This is a genomic window from Paenirhizobium selenitireducens ATCC BAA-1503 (genome assembly GCF_000518785.1).
Lineage (GTDB): Bacteria > Pseudomonadota > Alphaproteobacteria > Rhizobiales > Rhizobiaceae > Allorhizobium > Allorhizobium selenitireducens.
The window spans coordinates 191,362-215,232 of record NZ_JAEG01000006.1 but is presented as its reverse complement, the minus strand read 5'-3'; the positions used below and the strand labels follow the sequence as shown (position 1 = coordinate 215,232).

The window sequence follows — 23,871 nt, the reverse complement described above, 5'->3', positions numbered from 1 at the left end:
GACACCTCTCCCCAACGAGAGGCCATATACCTGGAAGGGTAGCACGATGACGACACTCGCCAAGCCGGACCTGCGTCCGAACAACACCCATTTTTCTTCTGGCCCTTGCTCGAAGCGCCCCGGTTGGTCGCTCGAAGCGCTTGGCGATGCCCCGCTCGGTCGCTCGCACCGCGCCAAGGTCGGCAAAGCCAAGCTGAAGCAGGCCATCGATCTCACCCGCGAAATTCTGAACGTCCCTGCGGACTATCGCATCGGCATCGTTCCCGCTTCCGACACCGGCGCCGTCGAAATGGCGCTCTGGTCGCTGCTCGGTGAGCGCGGCGTCGACATGCTTGCCTGGGAAAGCTTCGGCGCCGGCTGGGTCACCGACGTCGTCAAGCAGCTGAAGCTCAAGGACGTCCGCAAGTTCGAAGCGCCGTATGGCGAGCTTCCCGATCTCGCCGCCGTCGATTTTGACCGTGACGTCGTCTTTACCTGGAACGGCACCACTTCCGGCGTGCGCGTCCCGAACGCCGATTTCATTCCGGCGGACCGCAAGGGCCTGACGATCTGCGACGCCACCTCGGCGGCCTTTGCCCAGGACATGGATTTCACCAAGCTCGACGTCGTCACCTTCTCCTGGCAGAAGGTTCTGGGCGGCGAGGGCGGTCACGGCATGCTGATCCTGTCGCCGCGCGCCGTCGAGCGTCTGGAATCCTACGTTCCCGCCTGGCCGCTGCCGAAGATCTTCCGCATGACCAAGGGCGGCAAGCTGATCGAGGGCATTTTCACCGGCGAAACCATCAACACGCCGTCGATGCTCTGTGTCGAGGACTATATCGATGCGCTCCTCTGGGCCCAGTCGATCGGTGGACTGAAGGGCCTGATGGCGCGCGCCGATGCCAATGCCAAGGTGTTGTTCGACTTCGTCGAGGCCAATGACTGGATCGCCAACCTCGCCAAGGTTCCGGCGACCCGCTCCAACACCTCGGTGTGCCTCACCATCGTCGACAAGGACGTGGCGGCGCTCGATGCCGATGCCCAGGCCGCCTTTGCCAAGGGCATGGTCACCGCGCTCGACAAGGAAGGCGTCGCCTTCGACATCGGCGCCTATCGCGACGCCCCGTCGGGCCTCAGGATCTGGGCCGGCGCGACGATCGAGACCGCCGACATGCAGGCGCTGATGTCCTGGCTGACCTGGGCGTTCGAGACCCAGAAGGCTGCGCTCAAGGCCGCCTGAGACTGATCCGGCTTCGCTCTTCGGGCGAAGCCGCCCATTCCCGTATCCGTACCAGACCTGAACCCCTTTGAAGGAGGCCTCACATGGCACCTCGCGTTCTCGTATCCGATGAACTTTCGGAAACCGCCGTCCAGATCTTCCGCGACCGCGGTGTAGAAGTCGATTTCCAGCCGAAGCTCGGCAAGGACAAGGAAAAGCTCGCCGAGATCATCGGCAATTACGATGGTCTCGCCATCCGCTCCGCCACCAAGGCGACGGAAAAGCTGATCGCCGCCGCGACCAATCTCAAGGTCATCGGCCGCGCCGGCATCGGCGTCGACAATGTCGACATCCCGGCCGCCTCGCGCCGCGGCATCATCGTCATGAACACCCCGTTCGGCAACTCGATCACCACCGCCGAGCATGCCATTGCCCTGATGTTCGCCGTCGCCCGCCAGCTGCCTGCCGCCGACGCCTCGACCCAGGCCGGCAAGTGGGAAAAGTCGAAGTTCATGGGCGTCGAGATCACCGGCAAGACGCTCGGCGTCATCGGCGCCGGCAATATCGGTTCGATCGTCTGCTCGCGTGCCCTTGGCCTCAAGATGCACGTGCTCGCTTACGATCCCTTCCTGTCGAAGGAACGCGCCGAGGAGATGGGCGTCACCAAGGTCGAGCTCGACGAGCTGCTGGCCAAGGCCGACTTCATCACCCTGCACGTGCCGATGACCGACAAGACGCGCGGCATCCTGGGCAAGGAAGCGCTCGCCAAGACCAAGCCGGGCGTTCGCATCATCAACTGCGCCCGTGGTGGCCTGGTCGATGAGGCAGCCCTTGCCGAAGCCATCAAGTCGGGCCATGTCGCCGGCGCCGGCTTCGACGTGTTCGAGGTCGAACCCGCGACTGAAAGCCCGCTCTTCGGCCTGCCGAACGTGGTCTGCACCCCGCATCTCGGCGCCTCCACCACGGAAGCCCAGGAGAACGTCGCCCTCCAGGTCGCCGAGCAGATGTCGGACTATCTGGTCAAGGGGGCCGTCTCCAACGCCATCAACATGCCGTCGATTACCGCCGAAGAAGCGCCGGTCCTGAAGCCCTTCATCCGGCTTGCCGACGTGCTCGGCGCCTTCGTCGGCCAGGTCACGGAAAGCGCAATCAAGGAAATCGAGATCCTCTACGACGGCCAGACCGCGCAGATGAACACCAAGGCTCTGACCTCGGCGCTGCTGGCCGGCCTGATCCGCAGCCAGGTGTCCGACGTCAACATGGTTTCGGCGCCGATCATGATCAAGGAAAAGGGCATCGTGCTGTCCGAGGTCAAGCGTGACAAGACCGGCGTTTATGACGGCTACATCAAGCTGACGGTCACCACGGAGAACCAGACCCGCTCGATCGCCGGCACGGTGTTCTCCGACGGCAAGCCGCGCTTCATCCAGATCAAGGGCATCAACATGGACGCCGACGTCGGCGCCAACATGATCTACATCTCCAATACCGACGTGCCCGGCATGATCGGCTTCATGGGCACCACGCTCGGCGAGGGTGGCGTCAACATCGCCAACTTCCAGCTCGGCCGTGACAAGCAGGGCGGCGATGCGATCGCGCTGCTCTATGTCGACGAGCCGATCAAGCAGGACGTGCTCGACAAGCTGATCGCCCATTCGGCGATCCGCCAGGCGAAGCCGCTGAGCTTCAACGTCGACTGAACTTGAAGTCCTCCCAGGACAGACGAGGGGCGCGGGCGGCAACGTCCGCGCCTTTTCTCGTTCTTCGGGCCGGTCGGTTTTGATGGATGTCAAGTTGACGCAGGGCGGCTTGTCGCATTGATCGCAAGGGAACAAAGCCTATTTGCTTTCTCGGACCTTCGATCAAGATGGCAACGAGAGCGACAGGACGATGTTCGAGATCTTCGACGCGCAATTGCTGGCACGGCTGCAGTTTGCCTTTACCGTGTCCTTTCATATCATTTTCCCCGCCTTTTCCATCGGTCTCGCCAGCTACCTGGCGGTGCTGGAGGGCCTCTGGCTGTGGAAGAAGGACAAGGTCTATCTCAAGCTGTTCGACTTCTGGAAGACGATCTTCGCCGTCGCCTTCGGCATGGGCGTCGTTTCCGGCATCGTCATGTCCTACCAGTTCGGCACCAACTGGAGCGTCTTCTCCGACAAGGCGGGACCGGTCATCGGGCCGCTGATGGGCTACGAGGTACTGACGGCCTTCTTCCTCGAGGCCGGCTTCCTGGGTGTCATGCTGTTCGGCCGCCATCGCGTCGGCCCCGGCCTGCACTATCTCGCCACGCTGATGGTGGCGCTCGGCACGCTGATCTCGGCCACCTGGATCCTGTCGGTCAATTCCTGGATGCAGACGCCGGCCGGCTTTGCCATCAATGATGTCGGGCAGTTCGTGCCGGTCGACTGGTGGGCGATCGTCTTCAATCCGTCCTTCCCCTATCGCCTGACGCATATGGTGATCGCCGCCTATCTGACGACCGCCTTCGTGGTCGGCGGCGTCGGCGCCTACCACCTGCTGCGCCGCACCTCGCCGGAGCGGGCCGGCACGATGTTCTCGATGGCCATGTGGATGGCGGCGATCGTCGCGCCGCTGCAGATCCTCGTCGGCGATGCCCACGGGCTCAACACGCTTGAGCATCAGCCGGCCAAGGTCATGGCGATGGAGGGACATTTCGACAGCCATCCGGAGGGCGCGCCGCTGATCCTGTTCGGCCTGCCGAACCAGGCGGAGAAGCGTGTCGACTATGCCGTGCAGATCCCCAAGCTCTCCAGCCTCATCCTCAAGCACGATCTCAATGCGCCGCTGGCCGGCCTCGATACGATCGACGATGACAAGGAGCCGCCGGTGGTCGTCGTGTTCTGGTCGTTCCGGGTCATGGTGGCGCTGGGCTTTGCCATGCTCGGCGTGGGCCTGTTCAGCCTCTGGTGTCGCTGGCGCGGCACGCTGTTCGAGAACCGGCTGCTGCATCGCGTGGCGCTGGCCATGGCGCCGGCCGGCTTCGTGGCGGTGCTGGCCGGGTGGATCACCACGGAGGTCGGACGGCAGCCCTATACGATCTACGGTCACCTGCTGACGGCCGATTCCCTTTCGCCGATCGCCGCCCCCGCGGTTGCGGCCTCGTTGATCGCCTTCATCATCGTCTACTTCCTCGTCTTCGGGGCAGGGACCTTCTACATCCTCAGGCTGATGGCGCGCCTGCCGCGCGATCCGATGCCCGATCTCGACGACGGACCGATCCGCACGTCCGGCGTCACGCCGGCGATGCAAACCGAGGGAGGCAAGCATGGTCTTTGATCTGGCATTCATCTGGGCGGCCCTCATCGCCTTTGCCGTTCTCGCCTATGTCATCCTCGACGGCTTCGACCTCGGGGTCGGCATTCTCTTTCCGCTGTTTCCCGAAAAGGCCGACCGCGACCAGATGATGAATTCGGTCGCGCCGGTGTGGGACGGCAACGAGACCTGGCTGGTGCTCGGCGGGGGAGGGCTGATGGCGGTGTTTCCGCTCGCCTATGCGACCATCCTGCCGGCGCTCTATGCGCCGCTGATCGCCATGCTGCTCGGCCTGATCTTCCGCGGCGTCGCCTTCGAATATCGCTGGCGGACGAAACGGGCCGAGCATCTGTGGAACTATGCCTTTGCCGGCGGCTCGACGATCGCGGCCTTTGCCCAAGGCGTGGCGCTCGGCGCCCTCGTCCAGGGGATCCCGGTGGTTGATCGTGCCTATGCCGGCGGCTGGTGGGACTGGTTCACGCCGTTCTCCATGGCGACCGGTGTGGCGCTGGTGCTGGGTTATGCGCTGCTCGGCGCCACCTGGCTGGTGATGAAGACGCGCGGTCCGCTGGCGGAGAAGGCGCGGCGTTTTGCCTATGGCGCGGCGCTGGCAACCGTCGGGGCCATGGGCGTGTTCAGCCTGTGGACGCCCTGGCTCGAACCGCTCTATCTCGAGCGCTGGTTCGGCTATCCGACGGCGGTCTTCTCCTTCGTCGTGCCGCTGCTGGTCCTCGGCTGTCTCTACCTGATCCTGAGTGGCCTGCGCGCCGGCAAGGATGCCCAGCCCTTCGTCGCGGCGCTCGGGCTGTTCGTGCTCGGCTATGCCGGCATCGGCATCAGCTTCTACCCCTATATCGTGCCGACCTCGCTCACCATCTGGGATGCCGCGGCGCCGCAGTCGAGCCTCGCCTTCCTGCTGGTCGGAGCGGCGGTGCTGGTGCCGATCATCCTGGCTTATACGGCCTATGCCTATTGGGTGTTCCGCGGCAAGGTCGACCCGGAGGAGGGCTATCACTGATGGCGCAAGCTTCCCTGATCAAGCGCCTCGGCTGGTTCGTCGGTCTGTGGTTTGCCGGCGTGCTGACGGTCGGGGTCGTCGCCTACGCCATCAAGCTGGCGCTCGGGGCCTGACTACCGCCGATGGCGTGATCGTGATCGAAAAATAGGCGGTCAAGGCTTCAATTCTCCGCGAGGGGACGCCATATGAAGCGCAACGGATGTCGAAATCCGCTCAGGCATTAAAACGAGGAGATGAAATGCGGCGCTACGGCAAGTTTTTTGGAATTCTGGCGATCGGTCTGGCGACCATGCTGACGCTGGCCGACTTTGCCGAAGCGCGCCGCGCCAGCGGTGGTTTCGGCAGCCGCGGCACGCGCACCTTCCAGGCGCCCGCCGCCACGCGCACCGCTCCGGCCCCGGCCGCGCCGATCGAGCGTACCATGACGCCGCAGGGCCAGACCACGCGCCCGGCCACCGCACCGAACGCCCAGACCCAGGCAGGACGCCCCGGCGGCCTGTTCGGTGGTCTTGCCGGCGGTCTGATGGGCGGCCTGCTCATGGGCGGCCTGTTCGGCATGCTGATGGGCTCGGGCTTCGGCGGCGGCTTCGGCTTCCTCGGCCTGTTGTTGCAGGGCGTGCTGATCTTCTTCCTCGTCCGCTTCGCCATGCGCATGTTTTCCAATCGCCAGACGGCCTATTCGGGTGCTGGTGCCGGTCCTTCGGCCCGCAGCAATGCGGCGCCGGGTCCCGGTTTCCAGATCCCGGGCATGGGCGGCATCAATCTCGGCGGTTCGTCCGCCTCCGCAAAGCCACGCGGACCTTCAGCCTCCGCCGACGAAATCGGCGTCGGGCAGCAGGATCTCGAGCATTTCGAGCGGCTGTTGAAGGAAATGCAGGCAGCCTATGCCAATGAAGACTATGCGAGCCTGCGCCGCATCACCACGCCGGAAGCCATGTCCTATCTCGCCGAGGAACTGAGCGAGAACGCCACCAAGGGCCTGAAGAACGAGGTGCGCGACGTGCATCTGGTTCAGGGCGACGTGTCCGAGAGCTGGCGCGAGGGCAATGTCGATTATGCGACCGTCGCCATGCGCTACGAGAGCATCGACGTGCTGCGCGACCGCACCAGCGGCAAGGTTGTCAGCGGCGACCCGGACAATGTCTCGGAATCCACCGAGGTCTGGACCTTCGTTCGGCGCCCCGGCACGGACTGGCAGATTTCCGCCATCCAGGCCGTCGGCGATCCGGAATAAGCTCTCATTTGCTACAGACAAAAAGGCCCGCTTCGCGCGGGCCTTTTCGTTTCTGCCGGCGGTGGATGCTCAGTTCGGGCAGCTCTTCAGCTGCCGGGCATAGGTATAGGTGATGTCGGTGAAGCGCTTGGCGCCGTTCAGCGCCTCGGAATTGTTGCGCCAGCTGCCGCGCGCATAGCCGGCATGGCCGGAATGATAGGCGAGGTAGAGCTTGTAGGGATCGTTGAGCGGGATGCCGCTCTTCTCCGCCGTCTGGCGGTGGTACCAGCCGATGAACTGCATGGCATCGGAGAAGTCCGTGCGGCGGGCGCTCCATCGGCCGGTCTCGCGCTGATAGCGATCCCAGGTGCCGTCGAGCGCCTGCGAATAGCCATAGGCACTCGACTTGCGCTTCCACGGAATGAAGCCCAGCAGCTTCTTGCGCGGCGGCTTGGCGTTATGGCGGAAACCGGATTCGGTATAGATCGTCGCCATGAGGATCGGTACCGGCACGCCGTATTCGCGCTCGGTCTTTTCGGCCGCACGCTTCCAGTTGTTGAACAGGCCGTCACGCTGTTCGAAAATCGCGCAGGCATTCTTGGTCTGGCTCGGCGGTTTCGCACAAGCAGTCAATGCCAGCAGAAGGCCAACGACAATTACGCTACGCATCGTTCATCCTCACTCAGGCTCACCAGGATATTACTTAAAATTTAACGAAAGGTTTTCGGATCCTTAATGGTCGTCGCCCACCCGATCGGGCGGGCGGCGTCAATGGTTTTCGCGTGCGCCGGAGAGGGTTCGGCGGGGATGGTCGCGCGGCGATTGTCGGCCCGGCCATGTCGGGCTATGAACGTTTGTCCGCCAACGAGGAGTGAGCCCGGCCCATGCCGCGACCCCCGATCGATCGCCCGCCCGTCGTCGCCTTCCATGTGCATGAGTGGAAGCGGTCGGTGCTGGAGGCGTATTTCCCGGAATGGGATTTTCACTACATGCCCTTCTTCGTCGACGACAAGGCGTTCGTCGACGTCTGGCAGGCGCGGATCGCGGCGCTCGATCATCCGAGCGTGATCGTCTGGGGGCCGAACCTGCCGCAGGCGGCGGCCGATTTCTGCGCCGGACGCGACATCCCGGTCCATTTCGTCGAGGACGGTTTCCTGCGCTCGGTCGGCGGCAGTGCCGGCCAGAGCGCACCCTTCTCACTGACCATCGACCGGCAGCGGCCGTTCTTCGACAGCCGGGGGCCGTCCGATCTGGAAGACCTGCTGAGGACCTACGACTTCGATGCCGACCCGGTGCTGATCGAGCGGGCGCGGGCCGGCATTGCCGCCATGCTTGAGCATCGCCTCGGCAAATATGGCGGACAGCCGGCGCGCGGGACGGTCGATCTGCCGCAAGGGCCGGGACGGCGGGTGCTGGTCGTCGGCCAGGTCGAGAGCGACGCCTCCATCCGCTACGGCGCGGAGCGGCCGATCCTCAACAACGACCTGGTGCGGCTGGCGGCGCGGGAAAATCCCGGCGCGACGATCCTCTACAAGCCGCATCCGGACGTGCTGAAGGGCGTGCGAAAGCCGAGCTCCGATCCGGCCGAGGTGGCAGGTCTCTGCCATATCCTCACCGCGCCCATGGCGTTGCCCGATGTGGTCGATGCGGTCGACCACGTCTACACGATCACCTCGCTCGCCGGTTTCGAGGCGCTGATGCGCGGCAAGCGCGTGACGGTGTCCGGCTCGCCCTTTTATGCCGGCTGGGGTTTGACCGATGATCGCCAGCCGAACCCGCGGCGGGGCCGCGCCCTCAGCCTGGAGGCGCTGTTTGCCGGGGTCTATCTGCTCTATCCGCGCTATTTCGATCCGCGCACCGGCACGCAGCGATGCTTCGAGACCACGCTTGCCGAGATGGTCGAATGGCAAAGGGACGGTGTGCCCGGTGACAGCCGGCAACTGCTGTCGGCGCGGAAGCGCCCGTCGTCGTGGCGACCGTTCGGCGCCCTTGGCCTGCTCGGTTGGCGGCATCTGCTGCCGCTGGTCGTCGGGCCGCTTGTCGCGCGCATCGGCAATGGGGACGATGCGGCCTCCTATCGCCGCGACCCGATCGGATTCTTTCGCGAGCAGTCGGACCCTGCGCTCAGGCGGCTCGGCCGGTGGCTCTATCCGTTCGACGATGATCGATTTGCCAAAGGCTTCGACCGTTTCCGCACCGGAGATCACGGCGAGTGAAAGCCCGCTCTGCGGCGCGCAGGTCGTGGCGTGCGCTCAGGGCAATCAGATCTTGTCTTGAGAGAGATTTGGTAGCGGGAGGCGGACTTGAACCGCCGACCTTGGGGTTATGAATCCCACGCTCTAACCACCTGAGCTACCCCGCCACACATCGCGAAGGCCTGCTGAAAAGCGGAGCCGTCCGAAGCGATGGGCGGCTTATAAGGCGATGATCCTGCCAGTGTCAAGCGCGAGGCAAGCAAAAACCGAAGCACTTCTGTGGACTTGGGCGCGGCCCCGGTTTCAGGCCGCGACGGGGCTTGCCAGAAGGGCCTTCAGCTGGCTTTCGGCGGCTGGTGCGCGTTCCGACCGCTCGATGAAACCGCCGCCATAGACGCGCGCATCGGCACCCGGCGCCGAATAGAGCACGCAGGCCTGGCCCGGCGCGACGCCGGCCTCGCCGATCTCGAGGTCGACATAGACGCCGCGGTCGTCGGCGTGCAGCACGGCCGGGGCCGGCGGACGGGTCGAGCGGACCTTGGCGAAGCAGGCAAAGCCGTCGCGGGCCGTTTCTTCGAGGGCGTGGTCGCCCAGCCAGTTGATGTCGCGCAGATAGACGCGGTGGGTTTCCAGCGCCTCGCGCGGACCGACGATGACGCGACGCGAACGGGCGTCGAGATAGACGACGTAGAGCGGTTCGCCGGTGGCGACGCCAAGACCCTTACGCTGGCCGATCGTGTAATGCAGGATGCCGTCATGGTGCCCCAGAACGCGACCGTCGAGATGGACAATCTCGCCGGCCAGCGCCGAATCGGGCCGCAGCTTATTGATGACATCGGCATATTTGCCCTGCGGCACGAAGCAGATGTCCTGGCTGTCGGCCTTCTGGGCGACGACGAGGCCCATGTCTTCGGCGAGCCTTCGCGTTTCGGCCTTGGACATGGCGCCGAGCGGGAAGCGCAGATAGTCGATCTGCTCCTGGGTGGTGGCAAACAGGAAGTAGCTCTGGTCGCGTTCGCTGTCGATCGGCCGGAACAGCGCGCGGTGGCCTGGATCGTTCGGCAGCGGAACCGACTTCGAGCGGATGTAATGGCCGGTTGCGAGCGCATCGGCGCCGAGTTCGCGGGCCGTCGCCAGCAGATCGGCGAACTTGACGGTCTGGTTGCAGGCGACGCAGGGGATCGGTGTCTCGCCGGCCACATAGCTTTCCATGAACGGGTTGATCACCGTGTCGCGGAAGCGCTGCTCGTAGTCGAGCACGTAGTGGGGAATGCCGAGCGTTTCGCAGACGCGGCGCGCATCGTCGATGTCCTGGCCGGCGCAGCAGGAGCCGGCGCGGTGGACGGCGGCGCCGTGATCGTAGAGCTGCAGGGTGATGCCGAGAACGTCATAGCCTTCGCGCTTCAGCAGCCCGGCCACGACGGAGGAATCGACCCCGCCCGACATGGCGACGACGACGCGCGTATCTTCCGGCTTCTTGTCAAAATCCAGCGTATTCACGGGCTTTTTCCGCCAATCTGATGCGTTCGAAGGCGAGGTACGGGACGCCCTGTTGCCATCGCCAGCTTGCTGGTATGGGATTGGGGCATATTGCAGTCCGTTGACTGTTCAGGCCTCGACCTAATTGTTGACGGATATAGAAAGGAATGTCGCAACGCGCAAGGGGCGCCGATTCGCGACGTGGTTCGGCGCCGCCGAAGGAGAGACGATTACATGGCGAATGGTTTGAGGCTCACGGTCGTCGAGGATATCTTTCCGGTCGCCGGGACGTTTACGATCTCGCGCGGATCGCGCACGGAAATCCGGGTGGTGGCCGCAACGCTTTCGGACGGCATCCATACCGGTCGCGGCGAATGCGTTCCCTATGCGCGCTATGGCGAGACGGTCGACGGGGTGATGGAGGCGATCCTCGGCGCGGCAAACGATCTCAGCGACGGCCTCGACCGGCAGGGCCTGCAGGACCGGCTGCCACCGGGTGCGGCCCGCAATGCGCTCGACTGCGCCTTCTGGGACCTCGAAGCCAAGCGCGCCGGCAAGCCGGTCTGGCAGTTAGCCGGCCTCACCGCCCCAAAGCCGATCGAAACGGCCTTCACCCTCTCGCTTGGTACGCCGGAGAGCATGCGTGACGCGGCGGCGAAGAATGCGGAACGTCCGCTGCTCAAGGTCAAGCTCGGCACGGACGACGATCTCGGCCGCATCGAGGCGGTGCGCGCCGGCGCGCCGAATTCCCGCATCATCGTCGACGCCAACGAGGGCTGGACGGTGGAGCAATACCTGGCGCTCGCGCCGACGCTGGTCAGGCTCGGCGTGGCGCTGGTCGAACAGCCGCTGCCGGCCGGCAAGGACGATGCCCTTCGGGAAATCGAGCGCGTCCTGCCGGTCTGCGCCGACGAGAGCTGCCACGACCGGGCATCGCTTTCCCATCTGAAAGGCAAATATGATGCGATCAACATCAAGCTCGACAAGACCGGCGGGCTGACCGAGGCGCTTCTGATGCGCGATGCGGCGGTTGCCGAAGGCTTCGACATCATGGTCGGCTGCATGCTCGGCACGTCGCTTGCCATGGCGCCGGCCTTCTTCGTCGCGCAAGGGGCGGCATTTGCCGATCTCGACGGTCCGCTGCTGCTCGCCGCCGACCGGGACGCGCCGATCCGCTACGAGGGCTCGACCATGCAGGTGCCGGATCCGGCGCTCTGGGGCTGATCCCGCACCGAACGGTGTCGCCGCGATAGAGTCTGGGCCCGGATGGCGTTATGGCTGCGCGGCACCGTCGCCGCCATCCGTGCTCGCCAGCCAGATGACGTGACGGGCGCCGCGTTTCTTGCCGGCGCGGACGTGCTCTTCCTTGACCTTGAAGCCGAGGGTGCCCAGACGGCGCGTGAAGCCTGGATTGGGGCCCGAGGACCAGACGGCCAGCACGCCCCTGGCACGCAGCGCGCCCTTGGCCGCACGCAGGCCGGCATAATCGTAGAGACCGTCATTGGCCGACCGGGTCAGTCCCTGCGGGCCATTGTCGACGTCGAGCAGGATCGCGTCATAGCTGTGGCGGTAGGTATGGATGAGCGAGGCCACGTCGCCGACATGCACCTTGACCCGCGGATCGTCGAGGCTGCCCTTGTAGATCTCGGCCATCGGTCCGCGCGCCCAGGCGACGACGGCCGGCACGAGTTCGGCGACCGTCACCCGCGCGTCGGCCGGCAGGACGGCGAGCGCGGCGCGCAGGGTGAAGCCCATGCCGAGGCCGCCGATCAGGATGTGCGGGCGCTTGCGCGGGGCGATCTGTTGCCAGGCGAGCGTCGCCAGCGCTTCCTCCGAGCCGCTCAGGCGGCTGTTCATCAGCTCGTTGGTGCCGAGCATGATCGAGAACTCGGTGCCGCGCTGCTTGAGGCGCAATTGGCCACCCCCACCGGGAATGACGGCGGAATCGAGCTGGATCCAGGGGAGCATGGCATTCTTTCAATGTCGAGAAACGTTGGCTCACGTATCACGACGGAGCGCCGGATATCAATCGGCGCCTTGCCCGGTGGGCGGCGGTGGCCCCGCTCACCGACATGGACTGGATCGCGAGAAACTTTTCGGGCAACGCAGAAGTGGAAAAAATCCCGTCCCGGCGCCGATGTGCGCAAATCTCCGACCGGCGGCCTTGCCGGGCCAGCCAATCGTCTGCACCAGTACGGTGCGAAGATCGCGGCGGGCGGGTCATGCCGGCCGGTTCGGTCATCCATACTGCCGGGGCCTGCCACGGCGACACCAACACCCGGGATGTCGTGCCGCACGGCACCGTCAGCCTGCCATTTGCCTGAGGAGAATCGTTCATGCCCGCACCCGTCAATGTCTTCAAGGAGGCCATCCTCGGTGGCCAGACGCTCTATGGTCTCTGGGTCGCGCTGGCGAACCCGCATGCGGCCGAGGTTTCGGCCGGCTCCGGATTCGACTGGATCCTGATCGATGCGGAACACGGCCCCAACGATATTCCGCTGGTGGCCGCGCAACTCGCGGCGGTCGCGCGTCATCCCGCCCATCCGGTCGTCCGGCTTCCGATCGGCGAAACCTGGCTGATCAAGCAGGCGCTGGACATCGGCGCGCAGTCGCTGCTGATACCGATGGTGGAGACGGGCGAAGAGGCGCTGCGGCTTGCCCGCGCCTGCCGCTATCCGCCGGAGGGCATTCGCGGCATGGGCGCCGGGCTCGGCCGGGCCTCCGATTTCGGCCGGATCACCGACTATGTGGAAACGGCCAACGACCAGATCTGCCTGATCGTCCAGATCGAGAGCCAGCTCGGCATCGACAATGCCGAGGCGATCGTCACCACCCAGGGCGTCGACGGTGTCTTGATCGGCCCCGCCGATCTCGCGGCCGATCTCGGCCATACCGGCAATGCGCGCCATCCCGACGTCATGAAGGCGGTCGATGCGCTGATCCGCAAGATCGTGGCGCTCGGCAAACCGGCCGGCATCATGACCACCGATCCTGATATGATCCAGCTGGCCCGCGACGCCGGCGCCTGCTTCATTGCTGTCGGCAGCGATGTGGGCGTTCTGGCAAAGGGCGCCCAGTCGCTTCTCGCCGAGGTCAGGAAGGGTTGAGGCGTCGCCTCGGATCGGAAGCGGGAATGGCGGACAACACGTCGGAAATGCCGGATCGTACCGAAGGCCAGCGCGAGGGCGCGGCTCCGGTGCCGCGCGTGCGGCTCCGGCATTTCTCCCGATCCCTGCCCATGCTTCTCCTGCGGGCGAGGGAATCGGTGATGAAGCATTTCCGCAATGCGCTGCGGATGCACGATATCACCGAGCAGCAGTGGCGGATTCTGCGAGCGCTGATGACCGTCAGGGAGATCGAGGTGACGGAGCTTGCCCGCGCCACCTTCCTGCTTGGTCCCAGCCTGTCGCGCATCCTGCGCGATCTCGAGGCGCGCCAGCTGATCGAGCGTCACCCCGACGAAAACGACCTGCGTCGGGCGCGCATCAGCATCAGCACGGCGGGCATGGAACTGATCGAAAAGGTGTCCCCGCACTCGGAGGAAATCTATGGCGAGATTACCCGTGCCTTCGGCGTCGAGCGCATGCGCGAACTGCAGAAGCTGCTCGAAGATCTGGAAACGGTGATGGCCGACATCCAGCTGCCGCTATCCGGAGGCGAGGCGCAGCCAGGCGATGACGGGAACGAATAGCCCTCCGGCAGGCCGAAAGGCAAAGGTCAGGCCGGTTCCGCTCATTCTGCTGCGATGATGTGGAACTCGTGATGGGCTTCCGGGTGCTGCGCCTTGCCCATCAGGTAGATGAGACAGCTGGTGCGCAGCAGCGACGCGAAGTTGGAGACGGAGCCGTTGATCTCCAGCGCCTCGTCATAGAGCGTCGACAGGAAGCGCGAGGTCGACATCGACTGGCTGGCGGCGATCTCGTCAATCAGCACCCAGAAGGCGGCCTCGATCTGGATGCTGGTGGAATGGCCGGCGATCCGGACCGATCGGTTGACCGCGCGGTAACGGGCGGGGTCCTGTCCCGCAAAGACTTCACACATGGCATGCTCCTCCGGCTTTTCTTTTGATACGCATTATGCGGCCCGATGGATTGCCGGTCAATTTCCCAAAACGTGGCGGTTTCTGCGCAAGGCGCAAATAATTCCGGCGCCGATCGGGCAAAAATCATCGGTGCGGTAGCGGGCTGCTACCCGATTTGCCACCGGTGTCGGAAACTTCGATCATTCGATGTTTGCCTTAAACGAGGAGCAGCCCTTGGCGAAGATGATCCATTCGATGATCCGGGTGATGGAAGAAGCCCGCTCCGTCGATTTCTACCGGAAGGCCTTCGGCCTCGACATTGCCGAACGGCTGGATTTCGACACTTTCACGCTGGTCTATCTCAGCAATGCCGAGAGCGAGTTCGAGCTTGAGCTGACCGTCAACAAGGGGCGGGAGGAGGCTTATGATCTTGGCGCCGGCTACGGCCATCTCGCCGTCAGCGTTGCCGACCTCGATGGCGAGCACAAACGGGTGACCGATCTCGGGCTTGCCCCCGGCAAGATCGTCGAATTCAACCGCGAGGGGGCACTGCTCGCGCGCTTCTTCTTCATGACGGACCCCGACGGCTACAAGATCGAGGTTCTGCAGCGCCACGGGCGCTACAAGTAGGGGCTGTGGCCCTGCGGGTTGGAGGATCCGCCGGGCGCAGCCGAGACAAGGGGAGGGCGCGGGCTCCGCGCCGCCCATCGGCGGTCCGCAAAGACGGGCCGCCGCCAATGCCACACGATCCTGGGAGGAGAATGACGTGGTCACGCTTTACGAAAAATCGAATGGGATTTCCCGCCGCGACCTGTTGAAGCGCAGCGGCAGCGTCGGCGCGCTGCTGGTGATCAGCGGCTCGGCGGTGATCTGTCCGCAGGCCGCCTGGGCGCTGGAGGCCAAGGCGCTCAAGCCGGAAACCATGGCGACGCTGATCAAGCTCGCCCGCGACATCTATCCGCACGACCAGCTGGCCGACCGCTTCTATGCGATCGCCGTCAAGGGACAGGATGATCGCGCCGGCAAGGACGACGCCCACAAGACGCTGATCGAGGACGGCATCGCCGATCTCGACAAGCGCGCAGGGGCCGGCGGCTATCGCGGCCTCGGCTGGGAAGACGACCGGGTCGCCATCCTGCGCGACATCGAGACGACACCCTTCTTCCAGGCGGTGCGCGGCGACCTCGTCGTCAGCCTCTATAACCAGAAGGAGCTGTGGCCGATTTTCGGCTACGAGGGCGAGTCCTATTCCAAGGGCGGCTACATCAAGCGCGGCTTCGACGATCTCGAGTGGCTCTAGGGGCCGCTCACGCGCAAGACAACAGCATCGCCGCCCGAGGAGGCCCATCGTGGATGGGAACGGCGGCGCATTCTCAAAAAAATGCCGATCTGACATTCCTGGGAGGAAATCATGGCAGCGCCTTATGATCTCAACGACGACAGCGTGGTCGTCATCATCGGTTCGGGTGCGGGCGGCGGTACGCTCGGCAACGAACTCGCCCAGAAGGGCATCGACGTCGTCATCCTCGAAGCCGGCAGCCGGCATGAGTTCGAGGACTTCATCAACGACGAATGGGACAGCTTTTCCCAGCTCGCCTGGCTCGACAACCGCACCACCGGCGGCGGCTGGCGTGTGGCCAAGGATTTCCCCAACCTGCCGGCCTGGATCGTCAAGGCGGTCGGCGGCACCACCACCCACTGGGCCGGCGCTTCGCTGCGCTTCCAGGAGCACGAGTTCAAGGACCTGACGACCTACGGCAAGGTCGAGGGTGCCAACCTGCTCGACTGGCCGATCACCCTTGCCGATCTCGAGCCGTACTATGCCAAGGCCGAGGACAAGATGGGCGTGACCCGCACCAACGGCATCGAGGGCTTACCCGGCAACAACAACTTCAAGATCCTGAAAGCCGGTGCCGACAAGCTCGGCTACAAGGAATGTCACACCGGCAACATGGCGATCAATTCGGCGCCGCGCGACGATCGCAACAGCTGTCAGCAGACCGGCTTCTGCTTCCAGGGCTGCAAATGGGGCGCCAAGTGGTCGACCCTCTACACCGAAATCCCCAAGGGTGAGGCGACCGGCAAGCTGGAAGTGCGGCCGAACTCGCATGTCGTGAAGATCGAGCATGACAAGTCGGGCAAGGTGACGGCGGTCGTCTATGCCGACAAGGACGGCAATCTGAAGAGCCAGAGGGCCCGCATCGTCTGCGTCGCCGGCAACTCGATCGAAAGCCCGCGCCTGCTGCTCAATTCGGCGTCGTCCATGTTCCCCGACGGGCTTGCCAACTCGTCCGGCCAGGTCGGCCGGAACTACATGCGCCACACCACCGGTTCGGTCTATGCCGTGTTTGAAAAGCCGGTGCATTTCTATCGCGGCACGACCATGGCCGGCATCATCCGCGACGAAGCGCGGCATGATCCGTCGCGCGGCTTCGTCGGCGGCTACGAACTGGAGACGCTGGCGCTCGGCATCCCGTTCATGGCGGCCTTCCTCGACCCGGGCGGCTGGGGCCGTTCCTTTGCCTCGGCCATGGATCAATATGCCAACATGGCGGGCCTGTGGATCGTCGGCGAGGACATGCCGCAGGAGAACAACCGGGTGACCCTGCACAAGGAACTCAAGGACAAGTATGGCATGCCGATCCCGGACGTGTCGTTCACCGATCATCCGAACGACGAAGCCATGCGTAATCACGCCTACAAGCAGGGCGTTGCGATTTATGAGGCGGTCGGGGCGACCCGCGCCTTCCCGACGCCACCCTATCCGTCGACCCACAATCTCGGCACCAACCGCATGAGCGAGAAGGCCAAGGATGGCGTGGTCAACAAGCATGGCCAGACCCACGACATCAAGAACCTGTTCGTCTCCGACGGTAGCCAGTTCACCACCGGTGCGGCGGAAAACCCGACGCTCACCATCGTGACGCTGGCGATCCGCCAGGCCGACTACATCGCCGAACAGATGGGCGCCGGTTCGATCTGACAGGAACCTCCCTGCGGACGGGGGCGGTGGCCGGTTTCCGGTGCCGCCCCCGTTCTGCGTTCGGACGTCTGCGTGCCGCGGGATTTCGCGCCATTCCACTCCGGCACGCTCACACGCTGCGAATTGATCCGGGTTCAGTGGCGCAAGGTCGCCAGCGCCTTGGCGCGTTCCTTCGTCTTGTCGACGATGCGGCGGATGCGCACGGTGGCGGGTGCCCTGGCCTGCGTGCCCGAGGCGACGGTCATCGGGTTGCCGCGCCAGACGAAGCTGTCGCCGAACCACGCGGCGACCCACAGGACGGGCAAGGCCAGATCGCGCAGGATCATGGCGAGCAGGCTCATCCGGCCGACGTGCCAGTGGAAAGCCTTGCTCAGCAGGATCTCGCCGCCGTACCAGGCCAGCACATAGAGCATAAAGGTCAGCTGCGAGCAGACGCCGGAAGCGGTCAGGCCCGCCAGCGCGAGGATCGGCAAGGCACCCCCGGCGAACAGTTCCGGCACGAAGACAAGCGGGAAGGAGGAGCGGCGCAGCCGCGCCCAGCGCAACTGGCGCTTCCACACGCTGGCCAGCGAGCGGCGACCGAGCGGCTGTTCGAAGGGCTCGCGCACCAGCCTCACCTTGAGGCCGATCTGGCGGACGACATGCGTTGCCGCCGCATCTTCGGCGACTTCTCCACCGAGGCGTTCGAACCCGCCGGCCCGCGCCATCACCTGGCGGTTGAGCAGCATGGACTTTCCCTGGGCAAAGCCGAAGCCGGCGGTGTCGGCCAGCAATTGCCATCGCGCCTGGAAGCTGTTCAGCCAGGCGCATTCCAGTTCGGCGGCAAAGCCCCGCGGGGCGGCGCCGATCGGCGGCGAGCAGACGAGGCCAGTTTCCGGCGTCCATCGGGCAAACAGGCGTTGCAGATAGTCGGACGGCATCAGCACATTGCTGTCGGCGATGACGATCCAGTCATGCTGGGCCGAGCGCCACCCCTTGACCAGGTTGTTCATCTTCGGGTTGACGCTGAAGACGTCTTCGCCGATCAGCAGGCGCGCTGCGCTTTCAGGATGGGCCGCCATGCAGCTGCGCGCGATTTCGATTGCCGGGTCGCTCGCGGAGGCGACGCAGAAAACCACCTCGTAGTTCGGCCAGTCGAGGGCAAAGGCGGAATTCAGGGTTTCCGCCAGATTGTTCTCGACCCCGCAAAGCGGCCTCAGGATGGTGACGGGAGGGCGGACCGTCGCGGTCATTTCCGGCTCGGTCCGCGACTTGCGCACCAGCACGACCAGGATGCTGAGGAGATGAATGGAAAGAGCGATCGCTAAGGTCCAGATCAAAACGGTCATGGCACATCCTCGTTGCGGGGCGATTCCCGCATAGCACCGGCATATGACAGTTCGGCAACCATAGACCCGCGTGATCGGTGCGCCAAGACCGGAACATTCCGCCGTTCCGCTACGATTTTACGTCCCCGTTGTGGTGTCGCAGGACCTTGACGATGCGCCAGCCGAGGTAGAGTGCGATGACGCCGGCGGCGAGGAAGCCGCTCAGATCGCCGACGATCTCGGCAATGCTCATGACATTGTCGCTGAAGATCACGCCGAGGCCCGTATAGCCGCCGACCCAGAACAGTTCGCCGGCCACGCCATAGAAAGTGAAGCGCGCCCAGGAAAAGGCCGTAGCCCCGGCGATCAGGTTGACATAGGGGCCGAGCGGGGCGAGCAGCCAGCGGGTGAGGAAGACGGCGACAGGCCCATGGCTGTTGATCCGTGCCTCGGCCCTGGCGAGCGCTTCCTGCCGCGACGGCGTCTTCGCCAGCCGCGCTATGATGGCCGCTCCGCCCAGCCGGCCGATGGCAAAGCCGACCTGGTCGCCGAGTACGGAGGCGGCAAGGGCGGTGGCGAAGACACCGGGGAGGTTGAAATCGCCGGCGGCGGCGAAAGCGCCCATCAGCATCATGACGATCGAGGCTGGCAGAGGCAGGCCGAGGCAGCTGAAGCCGGTGACCGCTGCGAGCAGGGGCAAGCCGTAGAGCGGGAGCAGCGCCAGCAATTGCTCCGTCATTGGTGCGGCTCTTCGGCACGCAGCCGCGCGATCGCGGTCTCGATGTCGTTCTCGAAGGCCTCGAGCGGCTGGCCGCGGTCACTGGCGATCCGCTCCAGGGTCGGGCGTGCCTTCCTGTCGGGACTTTCCGGTGGTTGAAGGCCGAGGAGCTCGACCAGCCGGTCGCGCGGCACGTCGTAGGAATGCGCCACGTAACCGATCGTCATCCAGCCTTCGAGCGGCTGGTTGCGATGGGCCGGGTCGCTCCAGTAGAGGACGGACAGCAGGAAGCGGGCGGCGAAATAAAGCGCGATCAGCGTCGCGCCGAGGAAAGCGCCGAGCAGCAGGCGATGGCGTTGCCACAGGATCGAAAGAGCCTTCAACCGACGTTCCCCACTGAATTCCCCGTATCGATCGCGGCCGGGCTTGACAGCTCCGGTCGGTGGCTTTCAATCGCCCGGACCATCTAATCGGAAAAGGCATGTTGCGGCAATGAGCGCGTCTGATGTTCGTCTGGAGGAGAGCTGGAAGAAGGCTCTGGGCCGGGAATTCGAAAGTCCCTACATGCAGCAACTCCGCGAGTTCCTGATCGCCGAGAAGGGCGACGGCAAACGCATCTTTCCCAAGGGCACGGAGTATTTTCGCGCGCTCGACCTGACGCCGCTCGGCCGGGTCAGGGTCGTCATCCTCGGCCAGGATCCCTATCATGGCGCGGGACAGGCCCACGGCCTGTGCTTCAGCGTGCAGCCCGGCGTGCGCATTCCACCCTCGCTCGTCAACATCTACAAGGAGATGGCGAGCGATCTCGGCATTGCGCCCGCGTCACACGGTTTTCTCGAAAGCTGGGCGCGGCAGGGCGTGCTGCTCCTGAACAGCGTGCTGACCGTCGAGGAAGCGCGCGCCGGCGCGCATCAGGGCCGCGGCTGGGAGCGCTTCACCGATGCCGTCATCCGGGCGGTCAATGACGAGTGCGACAATGTCGTCTTCATGCTCTGGGGTTCCTATGCGCAAAAGAAGGCGGCCTTCGTCGACACCAAGCGCCATCTGGTGCTGAAGGCGCCGCATCCCTCGCCGCTCTCCGCGCATAACGGTTTCTTCGGTTGCCGCCACTTTTCGAAGGCGAATGATTTCCTCGTTTCGCGCGGTCTCGATCCGATCGATTGGCGACTGCCGGACGCCCCCCTCGGCTCGGCGCTCTGACGTGTATTGCCGGCCGTATACTCCCTAAAATTCTATTGATTTTCACATTTGCCAAGTCCAGCATGCCCGCTGATATTCCTAGGCATTTTTCAGGACGTAACGGCATGAACCGCTCGCATTTCTCGAGGCCCGTCTGGCGTCGGCCCGATCGCGCGCCGCCACCCGACCAGCCGATAGCTGCGCCGGAGCGCGTCGATCTGGCCGTCGTCGGCGGCGGCCTGCAGGGTCTTTCGACGGCCTATGCCGCAGCCTGCAAGGGCATGTCGGTCCGCATCATCGAGGCGCGGTCATTGGGCGAGGGGGCCTCGGGGCTCAATGGGGGGCAGGTGATCCCCGGTCTCAAATACGATCCCGAGTGGCTGGTCCAGCATTTCGGTGAAGCCCGGGGCACGGCTCTCGTCGATTTCGCCGCTGGGACCGCGGATGCGGTTTTTCGCCTCATCGAGACGGAAGGGCTCGATGTCGAACGCGTCCGGTCCGGCTGGATCCACGCGGCGCATACCCACACGGCACTGGCCGCCGCCGGAGAACGCAACCGGCAATGGCGCGCGCGCGGGGCTGACGTCGTGCTGCTCAACGGAGCGGAGACGGCGCTCCTCACCGGCGCGACCGGCTATCTCGGCGGCTGGCTCGATCGCCGCGGTGGCACCATCAATCCTCTTGCCTTTACCCTCGAGCTGGCGCGTCTCGCCACGGAGGTCGGGGTGAAGATCGCCACCGGCGTTAGCGCGACGCGTCTGCGGCGCGAAGGCACGAACTGGCAGGTCGAAACCACGGCTGGCCACGCGGTTACCGCACGCGCCGTGGTTATCGCCACCAATGCCTATTCGGATCGGCTGGTGCCGGGGCTGGCGCGCAGCCTTGTGCCGCTGCATTCCTTCCAGGTCGCCACCGCGCCGCTGTCGGAGCAGATGCAGGCGAGCATCCTGCCGCACGGGCAGGCCGTCTCCGACAGCCGCCGCATCCTGGTCTACTATCGCAAAAGCCCGGACGGCCGCCTGGTGCTTGGCGGGCGTGGCCGCATGAGCGAACCGCGCAGCGAAAAGGACTGGGCCCATCTGCAGCAGGCGATGATCCGGCTCTTTCCCCAGATCGAAGGCGTTGCCATCGAGCACCGCTGGTTCGGCAGGGTAGCGATGACGTCCGATCATCTGCCGCATGTCCACGAGCCGGAGAAGGGCCTGTTGGCGGTGGCCGGCTGTCAGGGACGGGGCGTCGGCCTGATGACGGCGCTGGGCCCGCGCCTTGCCGACTACATCGAACACGGCGATCCCGCTGCCCTGCCGTTCCCGGTTTCGCCGATCCGGCCGATCCCGTTGCATGCCTTGCGGCAGATCGGCGTGGGCGCGATGATCGCATGGTACCGCATGCTGGACGGTTTCGAGGACTGAGAACGGTCGGTACCGATTTCCATCCTCCTCGCGGCTGCCCGAGCCTTGCAACGGTTGCCGCAAGCCGATTAACTCTGGGGCCTTGCCCCTCGTGAACCTTCGGGAAGTACTGCCCCAATGAAACGCGTCTTCAATCCGCCGTCCGTTCGCCCGCCCTTCGGCCAGTACAATCACGGGCTCTTGGTGCCGCCCGGCGCCAGCCTGCTGGTGACATCCGGGCAATTGGGCATCCGGCCGGACGACAGCATTCCGTCCGACGTGACCGGCCAGGCGGAACTGTGCTTCGAGGCGATCAAGGCGATCCTCGACGAAGCCGGCATGAGCTTCGCCGACGTGATCCGCATCTCCGGCTTCGTCACCCGCCGGGAGGATTTCGCCGCCTATATGGCGGTGCGCGACCGCTATACGCTGGAACCCAAGCCGGTCTCGACGCTGATCGTCGTTGGCGGTTTCACCCGTCCGGAGTTTCTGGTCGAGGTTGAGGTGACGGCGGCCAAGCTCGCCTGACGCGCCTGAACAACTGAACATCGAATCCAGTGAACGGCTGCCGGGCGCGATGCCCGGCGGTGGTGCCGATCCTTGTCCGTATCGAAGAAATGGCCGCAGGAACAAAAGGGCGTTCCGCAAGTTCTACGGTCACTGACACGCTTACAGGAAAGGATACCGTCATGAACACCAAGATGTTTGCAGTCGCCGCCGTCGTCCTCGGCTCCATTGCCGCTCCGGCCGTCGCCCAGGAAGGCACCGTTACCGGCGCCGCCGGTGGTGCAGTGACCGGCGCGATCGTCGGTGGTCCGGTCGGAGCCGCAGTCGGTGGTGTCGTCGGCGCCATTGCCGGTACCGCCGTTGCTCCGCCGCCGACCCAGGTGGTCACCTATGTGCGCCAGCAGCCGGTCCCGACTGAAACGGTCGTCATCGAACAGCCGATCGTCGTCGGCAAGCCCATCCCGGAAACCGTCGTGCTCACGCCGGTCGCCGAAGACCCGACCTATGCTTACGCCGTGGTCAACAATCAGCGTGTGATCGTTGACCCGCAGACCCATGTGGTCGTTCAGGTCGTCGAATAGCCAATTTGAATGATGCCGGACAGCCTGCCTGTCCGGCATCATCCGAAACCCTTTCGGCAACCTGAGCAACCTGACCAAGGAGCGGGCGATGAAAACGTCGATCCTCGCACTGAGTGCGTTCGTCATCGGTCTTTCCATCGCCCTTTCGGTGAAGGCCGCGCCGCAATCGAACGATCGTTCCGCAGGGACGGTCGTTGTTCAGCCCGAGGCGCAAGCCGCCGGCTTGGCGGTCGAGGCGGTGCTTCATCAGGAGCCCCTGGATGTCGGAAACAATCGGCCGGTCGATGTATTCGCACCGCGTCCGATTCCAGAGCACAGACTGAACATTCGCCGGGTCGGGCCGCGTTTCTTTCCCGATCCGGCCAACGCGCTCGATCTCGGGCGCTGAAACCGAGGAGACCTGACATGACCGATCAATACCCGGGCAACACCACCACGACCACGACCCGCCCCGTCCATCCGCAGGACACCAGGCCCATGGCCGACCGCGGAACCACGGTCGTCAACAATGACCGCAGCAGCAGCGCCGGCTGGGCCATCGCGCTTCTCGTCGCCGTTGCGCTCGGCATCGGCGCCGTCTTCATGTTCACCGACTTTTCGCTGACCGGCAATTCCGGTGATGCGGATACGGCGGCACCGACTACCTCGGCTCCGGCCACTCCGGCCCCGGCCAATGACGCCGCACCGGCCCCGGCAACTCCGGCTGCTCCTGCTACCCCGGCACCGTCGACCGATGCGGCTCCGGCTGCCCCGGCACCCGCCGCGCCTGCTCCTTCCACGGCCCCCGCGCCGGCTGGCCAGTAACCCC

At 64.9% G+C, this 23,871-nt stretch carries 26 protein-coding genes and 1 tRNA gene; 19 read left to right on the top strand and 8 right to left on the bottom strand.

Annotated features, from left to right (window positions below):
* The first annotated feature begins 46 nt into the window (after nt 1–46).
* From L867_RS0108435 to L867_RS0108410, 6 genes are all read left to right on the top strand, one after another.
* Entirely contained in the window at nt 47–1,219 is a 1,173-nt protein-coding gene (locus tag L867_RS0108435; protein ID WP_028736464.1) for a phosphoserine transaminase, read from the top strand.
* An 83-nt stretch (nt 1,220–1,302) separates the two neighbouring features.
* Nucleotides 1,303–2,898: a phosphoglycerate dehydrogenase gene (gene serA / locus L867_RS0108430; protein ID WP_028736463.1), complete on the top strand. Its 1,596-nt coding sequence runs from the start codon at nt 1,303–1,305 to the stop codon at nt 2,896–2,898.
* A 190-nt stretch (nt 2,899–3,088) separates the two neighbouring features.
* Nucleotides 3,089–4,495, top strand: coding sequence for a cytochrome ubiquinol oxidase subunit I (locus L867_RS0108425; protein ID WP_028736462.1), 1,407 nt, complete (start codon nt 3,089–3,091; stop codon nt 4,493–4,495).
* On the top strand, nt 4,485–5,489 hold the full coding sequence (gene cydB / locus L867_RS0108420) for a cytochrome d ubiquinol oxidase subunit II (RefSeq protein ID WP_028736461.1): 1,005 nt from the start codon (nt 4,485–4,487) through the stop codon (nt 5,487–5,489). The genes L867_RS0108425 and cydB overlap by 11 nt, the downstream gene beginning before the upstream one ends.
* Nucleotides 5,489–5,602, top strand: a complete 114-nt coding sequence (locus L867_RS27325) for a DUF2474 family protein (RefSeq protein ID WP_028736460.1) — start codon at nt 5,489–5,491, stop codon at nt 5,600–5,602. The genes cydB and L867_RS27325 overlap by 1 nt, the downstream gene beginning before the upstream one ends.
* 125 nt (nt 5,603–5,727) lie before the next feature.
* On the top strand, nt 5,728–6,723 hold the full coding sequence (locus tag L867_RS0108410) for a Tim44 domain-containing protein (RefSeq protein WP_028736459.1): 996 nt from the start codon (nt 5,728–5,730) through the stop codon (nt 6,721–6,723).
* Between the two features lie 69 nt (nt 6,724–6,792).
* Here L867_RS0108410 and L867_RS0108405 read toward each other — a convergent pair whose 3' ends face one another.
* Complete coding sequence (locus L867_RS0108405; RefSeq protein WP_028736458.1) at nt 6,793–7,371, bottom strand: transglycosylase SLT domain-containing protein; 579 nt, start codon at nt 7,369–7,371, stop codon at nt 6,793–6,795.
* 215 nt (nt 7,372–7,586) lie between these two features.
* On the opposite strand from L867_RS0108405, the gene L867_RS24880 reads away from it, so the two are divergent.
* Nucleotides 7,587–8,918, top strand: coding sequence for a capsular polysaccharide export protein, LipB/KpsS family (locus L867_RS24880; RefSeq protein WP_051438887.1), 1,332 nt, complete (start codon nt 7,587–7,589; stop codon nt 8,916–8,918).
* A gap of 69 nt (nt 8,919–8,987) precedes the next feature.
* On the opposite strand, the gene L867_RS0108395 is transcribed toward L867_RS24880, so the two are convergent.
* Both L867_RS0108395 and mnmA read right to left on the bottom strand, forming a co-directional pair.
* Nucleotides 8,988–9,064 (bottom strand) — tRNA-Met (locus tag L867_RS0108395).
* Between the two features lie 136 nt (nt 9,065–9,200).
* Complete coding sequence (gene mnmA, locus L867_RS0108390) at nt 9,201–10,397, bottom strand: tRNA 2-thiouridine(34) synthase MnmA (protein WP_028736457.1); 1,197 nt, start codon at nt 10,395–10,397, stop codon at nt 9,201–9,203.
* Between the two features lie 213 nt (nt 10,398–10,610).
* Here mnmA and dgcA point away from each other — a divergent pair, with 213 nt between their 5' ends.
* Nucleotides 10,611–11,600: an N-acetyl-D-Glu racemase DgcA gene (dgcA, locus tag L867_RS0108385; RefSeq protein WP_210163634.1), complete on the top strand. Its 990-nt coding sequence runs from the start codon at nt 10,611–10,613 to the stop codon at nt 11,598–11,600.
* Nucleotides 11,601–11,648: 48 nt separating this feature from the next.
* Here the strand turns inward: dgcA and L867_RS24875 are convergent, their stop codons facing one another.
* Nucleotides 11,649–12,344 carry a spermidine synthase gene (locus tag L867_RS24875; RefSeq protein ID WP_051438886.1) on the bottom strand — a complete coding sequence of 232 codons (696 nt, stop codon included), beginning with the start codon at nt 12,342–12,344 and terminating at the stop codon, nt 11,649–11,651.
* A 368-nt stretch (nt 12,345–12,712) separates the two neighbouring features.
* Between L867_RS24875 and L867_RS24870 the strand changes: the two genes are divergently transcribed.
* Both L867_RS24870 and hpaR read left to right on the top strand, forming a co-directional pair.
* Nucleotides 12,713–13,483, top strand: coding sequence for an HpcH/HpaI aldolase family protein (locus tag L867_RS24870; protein ID WP_037172906.1), 771 nt, complete (start codon nt 12,713–12,715; stop codon nt 13,481–13,483).
* A gap of 47 nt (nt 13,484–13,530) precedes the next feature.
* Nucleotides 13,531–14,067 (top strand): homoprotocatechuate degradation operon regulator HpaR, encoded by a 537-nt coding sequence (gene hpaR / locus L867_RS0108365; protein ID WP_028736455.1) that lies wholly within the window; start codon nt 13,531–13,533, stop codon nt 14,065–14,067.
* A 41-nt stretch (nt 14,068–14,108) separates the two neighbouring features.
* Here the strand turns inward: hpaR and L867_RS0108360 are convergent, their stop codons facing one another.
* Nucleotides 14,109–14,417 (bottom strand): ribbon-helix-helix domain-containing protein, encoded by a 309-nt coding sequence (locus L867_RS0108360; RefSeq protein ID WP_028736454.1) that lies wholly within the window; start codon nt 14,415–14,417, stop codon nt 14,109–14,111.
* A 214-nt stretch (nt 14,418–14,631) separates the two neighbouring features.
* On the opposite strand from L867_RS0108360, the gene L867_RS0108355 reads away from it, so the two are divergent.
* From L867_RS0108355 to L867_RS0108345, 3 genes are all read left to right on the top strand, one after another.
* On the top strand, nt 14,632–15,027 hold the full coding sequence (locus tag L867_RS0108355) for a VOC family protein (protein WP_028736453.1): 396 nt from the start codon (nt 14,632–14,634) through the stop codon (nt 15,025–15,027).
* A gap of 136 nt (nt 15,028–15,163) precedes the next feature.
* Entirely contained in the window at nt 15,164–15,697 is a 534-nt protein-coding gene (locus L867_RS0108350; protein WP_028736452.1) for a twin-arginine translocation signal domain-containing protein, read from the top strand.
* 111 nt (nt 15,698–15,808) lie between these two features.
* Nucleotides 15,809–17,380 (top strand): GMC family oxidoreductase, encoded by a 1,572-nt coding sequence (locus L867_RS0108345; protein WP_028736451.1) that lies wholly within the window; start codon nt 15,809–15,811, stop codon nt 17,378–17,380.
* A 134-nt stretch (nt 17,381–17,514) separates the two neighbouring features.
* On the opposite strand, the gene L867_RS0108340 is transcribed toward L867_RS0108345, so the two are convergent.
* The 3 genes from L867_RS0108340 to L867_RS0108330 all read right to left on the bottom strand — a co-directional run bounded on the left by L867_RS0108340 (nt 17,515) and on the right by L867_RS0108330 (nt 19,788).
* Nucleotides 17,515–18,708, bottom strand: a complete 1,194-nt coding sequence (locus tag L867_RS0108340; RefSeq protein ID WP_028736450.1) for a ceramide glucosyltransferase — start codon at nt 18,706–18,708, stop codon at nt 17,515–17,517.
* 109 nt (nt 18,709–18,817) lie between these two features.
* Nucleotides 18,818–19,426, bottom strand: coding sequence for a DedA family protein (locus L867_RS24865; protein WP_051438884.1), 609 nt, complete (start codon nt 19,424–19,426; stop codon nt 18,818–18,820).
* Complete coding sequence (locus L867_RS0108330; RefSeq protein ID WP_028736449.1) at nt 19,423–19,788, bottom strand: hypothetical protein; 366 nt, start codon at nt 19,786–19,788, stop codon at nt 19,423–19,425. Before L867_RS0108330 ends, L867_RS24865 begins: the two co-directional genes overlap by 4 nt.
* 109 nt (nt 19,789–19,897) lie before the next feature.
* On the opposite strand from L867_RS0108330, the gene ung reads away from it, so the two are divergent.
* The 6 genes from ung to L867_RS26375 all read left to right on the top strand — a co-directional run bounded on the left by ung (nt 19,898) and on the right by L867_RS26375 (nt 23,867).
* Nucleotides 19,898–20,605, top strand: a complete 708-nt coding sequence (ung, locus tag L867_RS0108325) for a uracil-DNA glycosylase (protein WP_028736448.1) — start codon at nt 19,898–19,900, stop codon at nt 20,603–20,605.
* 104 nt (nt 20,606–20,709) lie between these two features.
* The gene (locus L867_RS0108320; protein ID WP_028736447.1) at nt 20,710–21,996 is read left to right on the top strand and encodes an NAD(P)/FAD-dependent oxidoreductase; all 1,287 of its coding nucleotides are present in this window, start codon (nt 20,710–20,712) and stop codon (nt 21,994–21,996) included.
* Between the two features lie 117 nt (nt 21,997–22,113).
* The gene (locus L867_RS0108315) at nt 22,114–22,503 is read left to right on the top strand and encodes a RidA family protein (protein WP_028736446.1); all 390 of its coding nucleotides are present in this window, start codon (nt 22,114–22,116) and stop codon (nt 22,501–22,503) included.
* 161 nt (nt 22,504–22,664) lie between these two features.
* The gene (locus L867_RS0108310; protein ID WP_028736445.1) at nt 22,665–23,063 is read left to right on the top strand and encodes a DUF1236 domain-containing protein; all 399 of its coding nucleotides are present in this window, start codon (nt 22,665–22,667) and stop codon (nt 23,061–23,063) included.
* 88 nt (nt 23,064–23,151) lie between these two features.
* Nucleotides 23,152–23,451, top strand: a complete 300-nt coding sequence (locus tag L867_RS0108305) for a hypothetical protein (protein ID WP_028736444.1) — start codon at nt 23,152–23,154, stop codon at nt 23,449–23,451.
* Between the two features lie 17 nt (nt 23,452–23,468).
* Entirely contained in the window at nt 23,469–23,867 is a 399-nt protein-coding gene (locus L867_RS26375) for a hypothetical protein (RefSeq protein WP_028736443.1), read from the top strand.
* Nucleotides 23,868–23,871: the final 4 nt, after the last annotated feature.

What these genes read in the sequence shown, in the direction of transcription:
- L867_RS0108435 (WP_028736464.1), top strand. Translation starts at nt 47, where the DNA reads ATGACGACACTCGCCAAGCCGGACCTGCGTCCGAACAACACCCATTTT.
- serA (WP_028736463.1), top strand. Translation starts at nt 1,303, where the DNA reads ATGGCACCTCGCGTTCTCGTATCCGATGAACTTTCGGAAACCGCCGTC.
- L867_RS0108425 (WP_028736462.1), top strand. Translation starts at nt 3,089, where the DNA reads ATGTTCGAGATCTTCGACGCGCAATTGCTGGCACGGCTGCAGTTTGCC.
- cydB (WP_028736461.1), top strand. Translation starts at nt 4,485, where the DNA reads ATGGTCTTTGATCTGGCATTCATCTGGGCGGCCCTCATCGCCTTTGCC.
- L867_RS27325 (WP_028736460.1), top strand. Translation starts at nt 5,489, where the DNA reads ATGGCGCAAGCTTCCCTGATCAAGCGCCTCGGCTGGTTCGTCGGTCTG.
- L867_RS0108410 (WP_028736459.1), top strand. Translation starts at nt 5,728, where the DNA reads ATGCGGCGCTACGGCAAGTTTTTTGGAATTCTGGCGATCGGTCTGGCG.
- L867_RS0108405 (WP_028736458.1), bottom strand. Translation starts at nt 7,371, where the DNA reads ATGCGTAGCGTAATTGTCGTTGGCCTTCTGCTGGCATTGACTGCTTGT.
- L867_RS24880 (WP_051438887.1), top strand. Translation starts at nt 7,587, where the DNA reads ATGCCGCGACCCCCGATCGATCGCCCGCCCGTCGTCGCCTTCCATGTG.
- dgcA (WP_210163634.1), top strand. Translation starts at nt 10,611, where the DNA reads ATGGCGAATGGTTTGAGGCTCACGGTCGTCGAGGATATCTTTCCGGTC.
- L867_RS24875 (WP_051438886.1), bottom strand. Translation starts at nt 12,344, where the DNA reads ATGCTCCCCTGGATCCAGCTCGATTCCGCCGTCATTCCCGGTGGGGGT.
- L867_RS24870 (WP_037172906.1), top strand. Translation starts at nt 12,713, where the DNA reads ATGCCCGCACCCGTCAATGTCTTCAAGGAGGCCATCCTCGGTGGCCAG.
- hpaR (WP_028736455.1), top strand. Translation starts at nt 13,531, where the DNA reads ATGCCGGATCGTACCGAAGGCCAGCGCGAGGGCGCGGCTCCGGTGCCG.
- L867_RS0108360 (WP_028736454.1), bottom strand. Translation starts at nt 14,417, where the DNA reads ATGTGTGAAGTCTTTGCGGGACAGGACCCCGCCCGTTACCGCGCGGTC.
- L867_RS0108345 (WP_028736451.1), top strand. Translation starts at nt 15,809, where the DNA reads ATGGCAGCGCCTTATGATCTCAACGACGACAGCGTGGTCGTCATCATC.
- L867_RS0108340 (WP_028736450.1), bottom strand. Translation starts at nt 18,708, where the DNA reads ATGACCGTTTTGATCTGGACCTTAGCGATCGCTCTTTCCATTCATCTC.
- L867_RS24865 (WP_051438884.1), bottom strand. Translation starts at nt 19,426, where the DNA reads ATGACGGAGCAATTGCTGGCGCTGCTCCCGCTCTACGGCTTGCCCCTG.
- ung (WP_028736448.1), top strand. Translation starts at nt 19,898, where the DNA reads ATGAGCGCGTCTGATGTTCGTCTGGAGGAGAGCTGGAAGAAGGCTCTG.
- L867_RS0108320 (WP_028736447.1), top strand. Translation starts at nt 20,710, where the DNA reads ATGAACCGCTCGCATTTCTCGAGGCCCGTCTGGCGTCGGCCCGATCGC.
- L867_RS0108315 (WP_028736446.1), top strand. Translation starts at nt 22,114, where the DNA reads ATGAAACGCGTCTTCAATCCGCCGTCCGTTCGCCCGCCCTTCGGCCAG.
- L867_RS0108310 (WP_028736445.1), top strand. Translation starts at nt 22,665, where the DNA reads ATGAACACCAAGATGTTTGCAGTCGCCGCCGTCGTCCTCGGCTCCATT.
- L867_RS0108305 (WP_028736444.1), top strand. Translation starts at nt 23,152, where the DNA reads ATGAAAACGTCGATCCTCGCACTGAGTGCGTTCGTCATCGGTCTTTCC.
- L867_RS26375 (WP_028736443.1), top strand. Translation starts at nt 23,469, where the DNA reads ATGACCGATCAATACCCGGGCAACACCACCACGACCACGACCCGCCCC.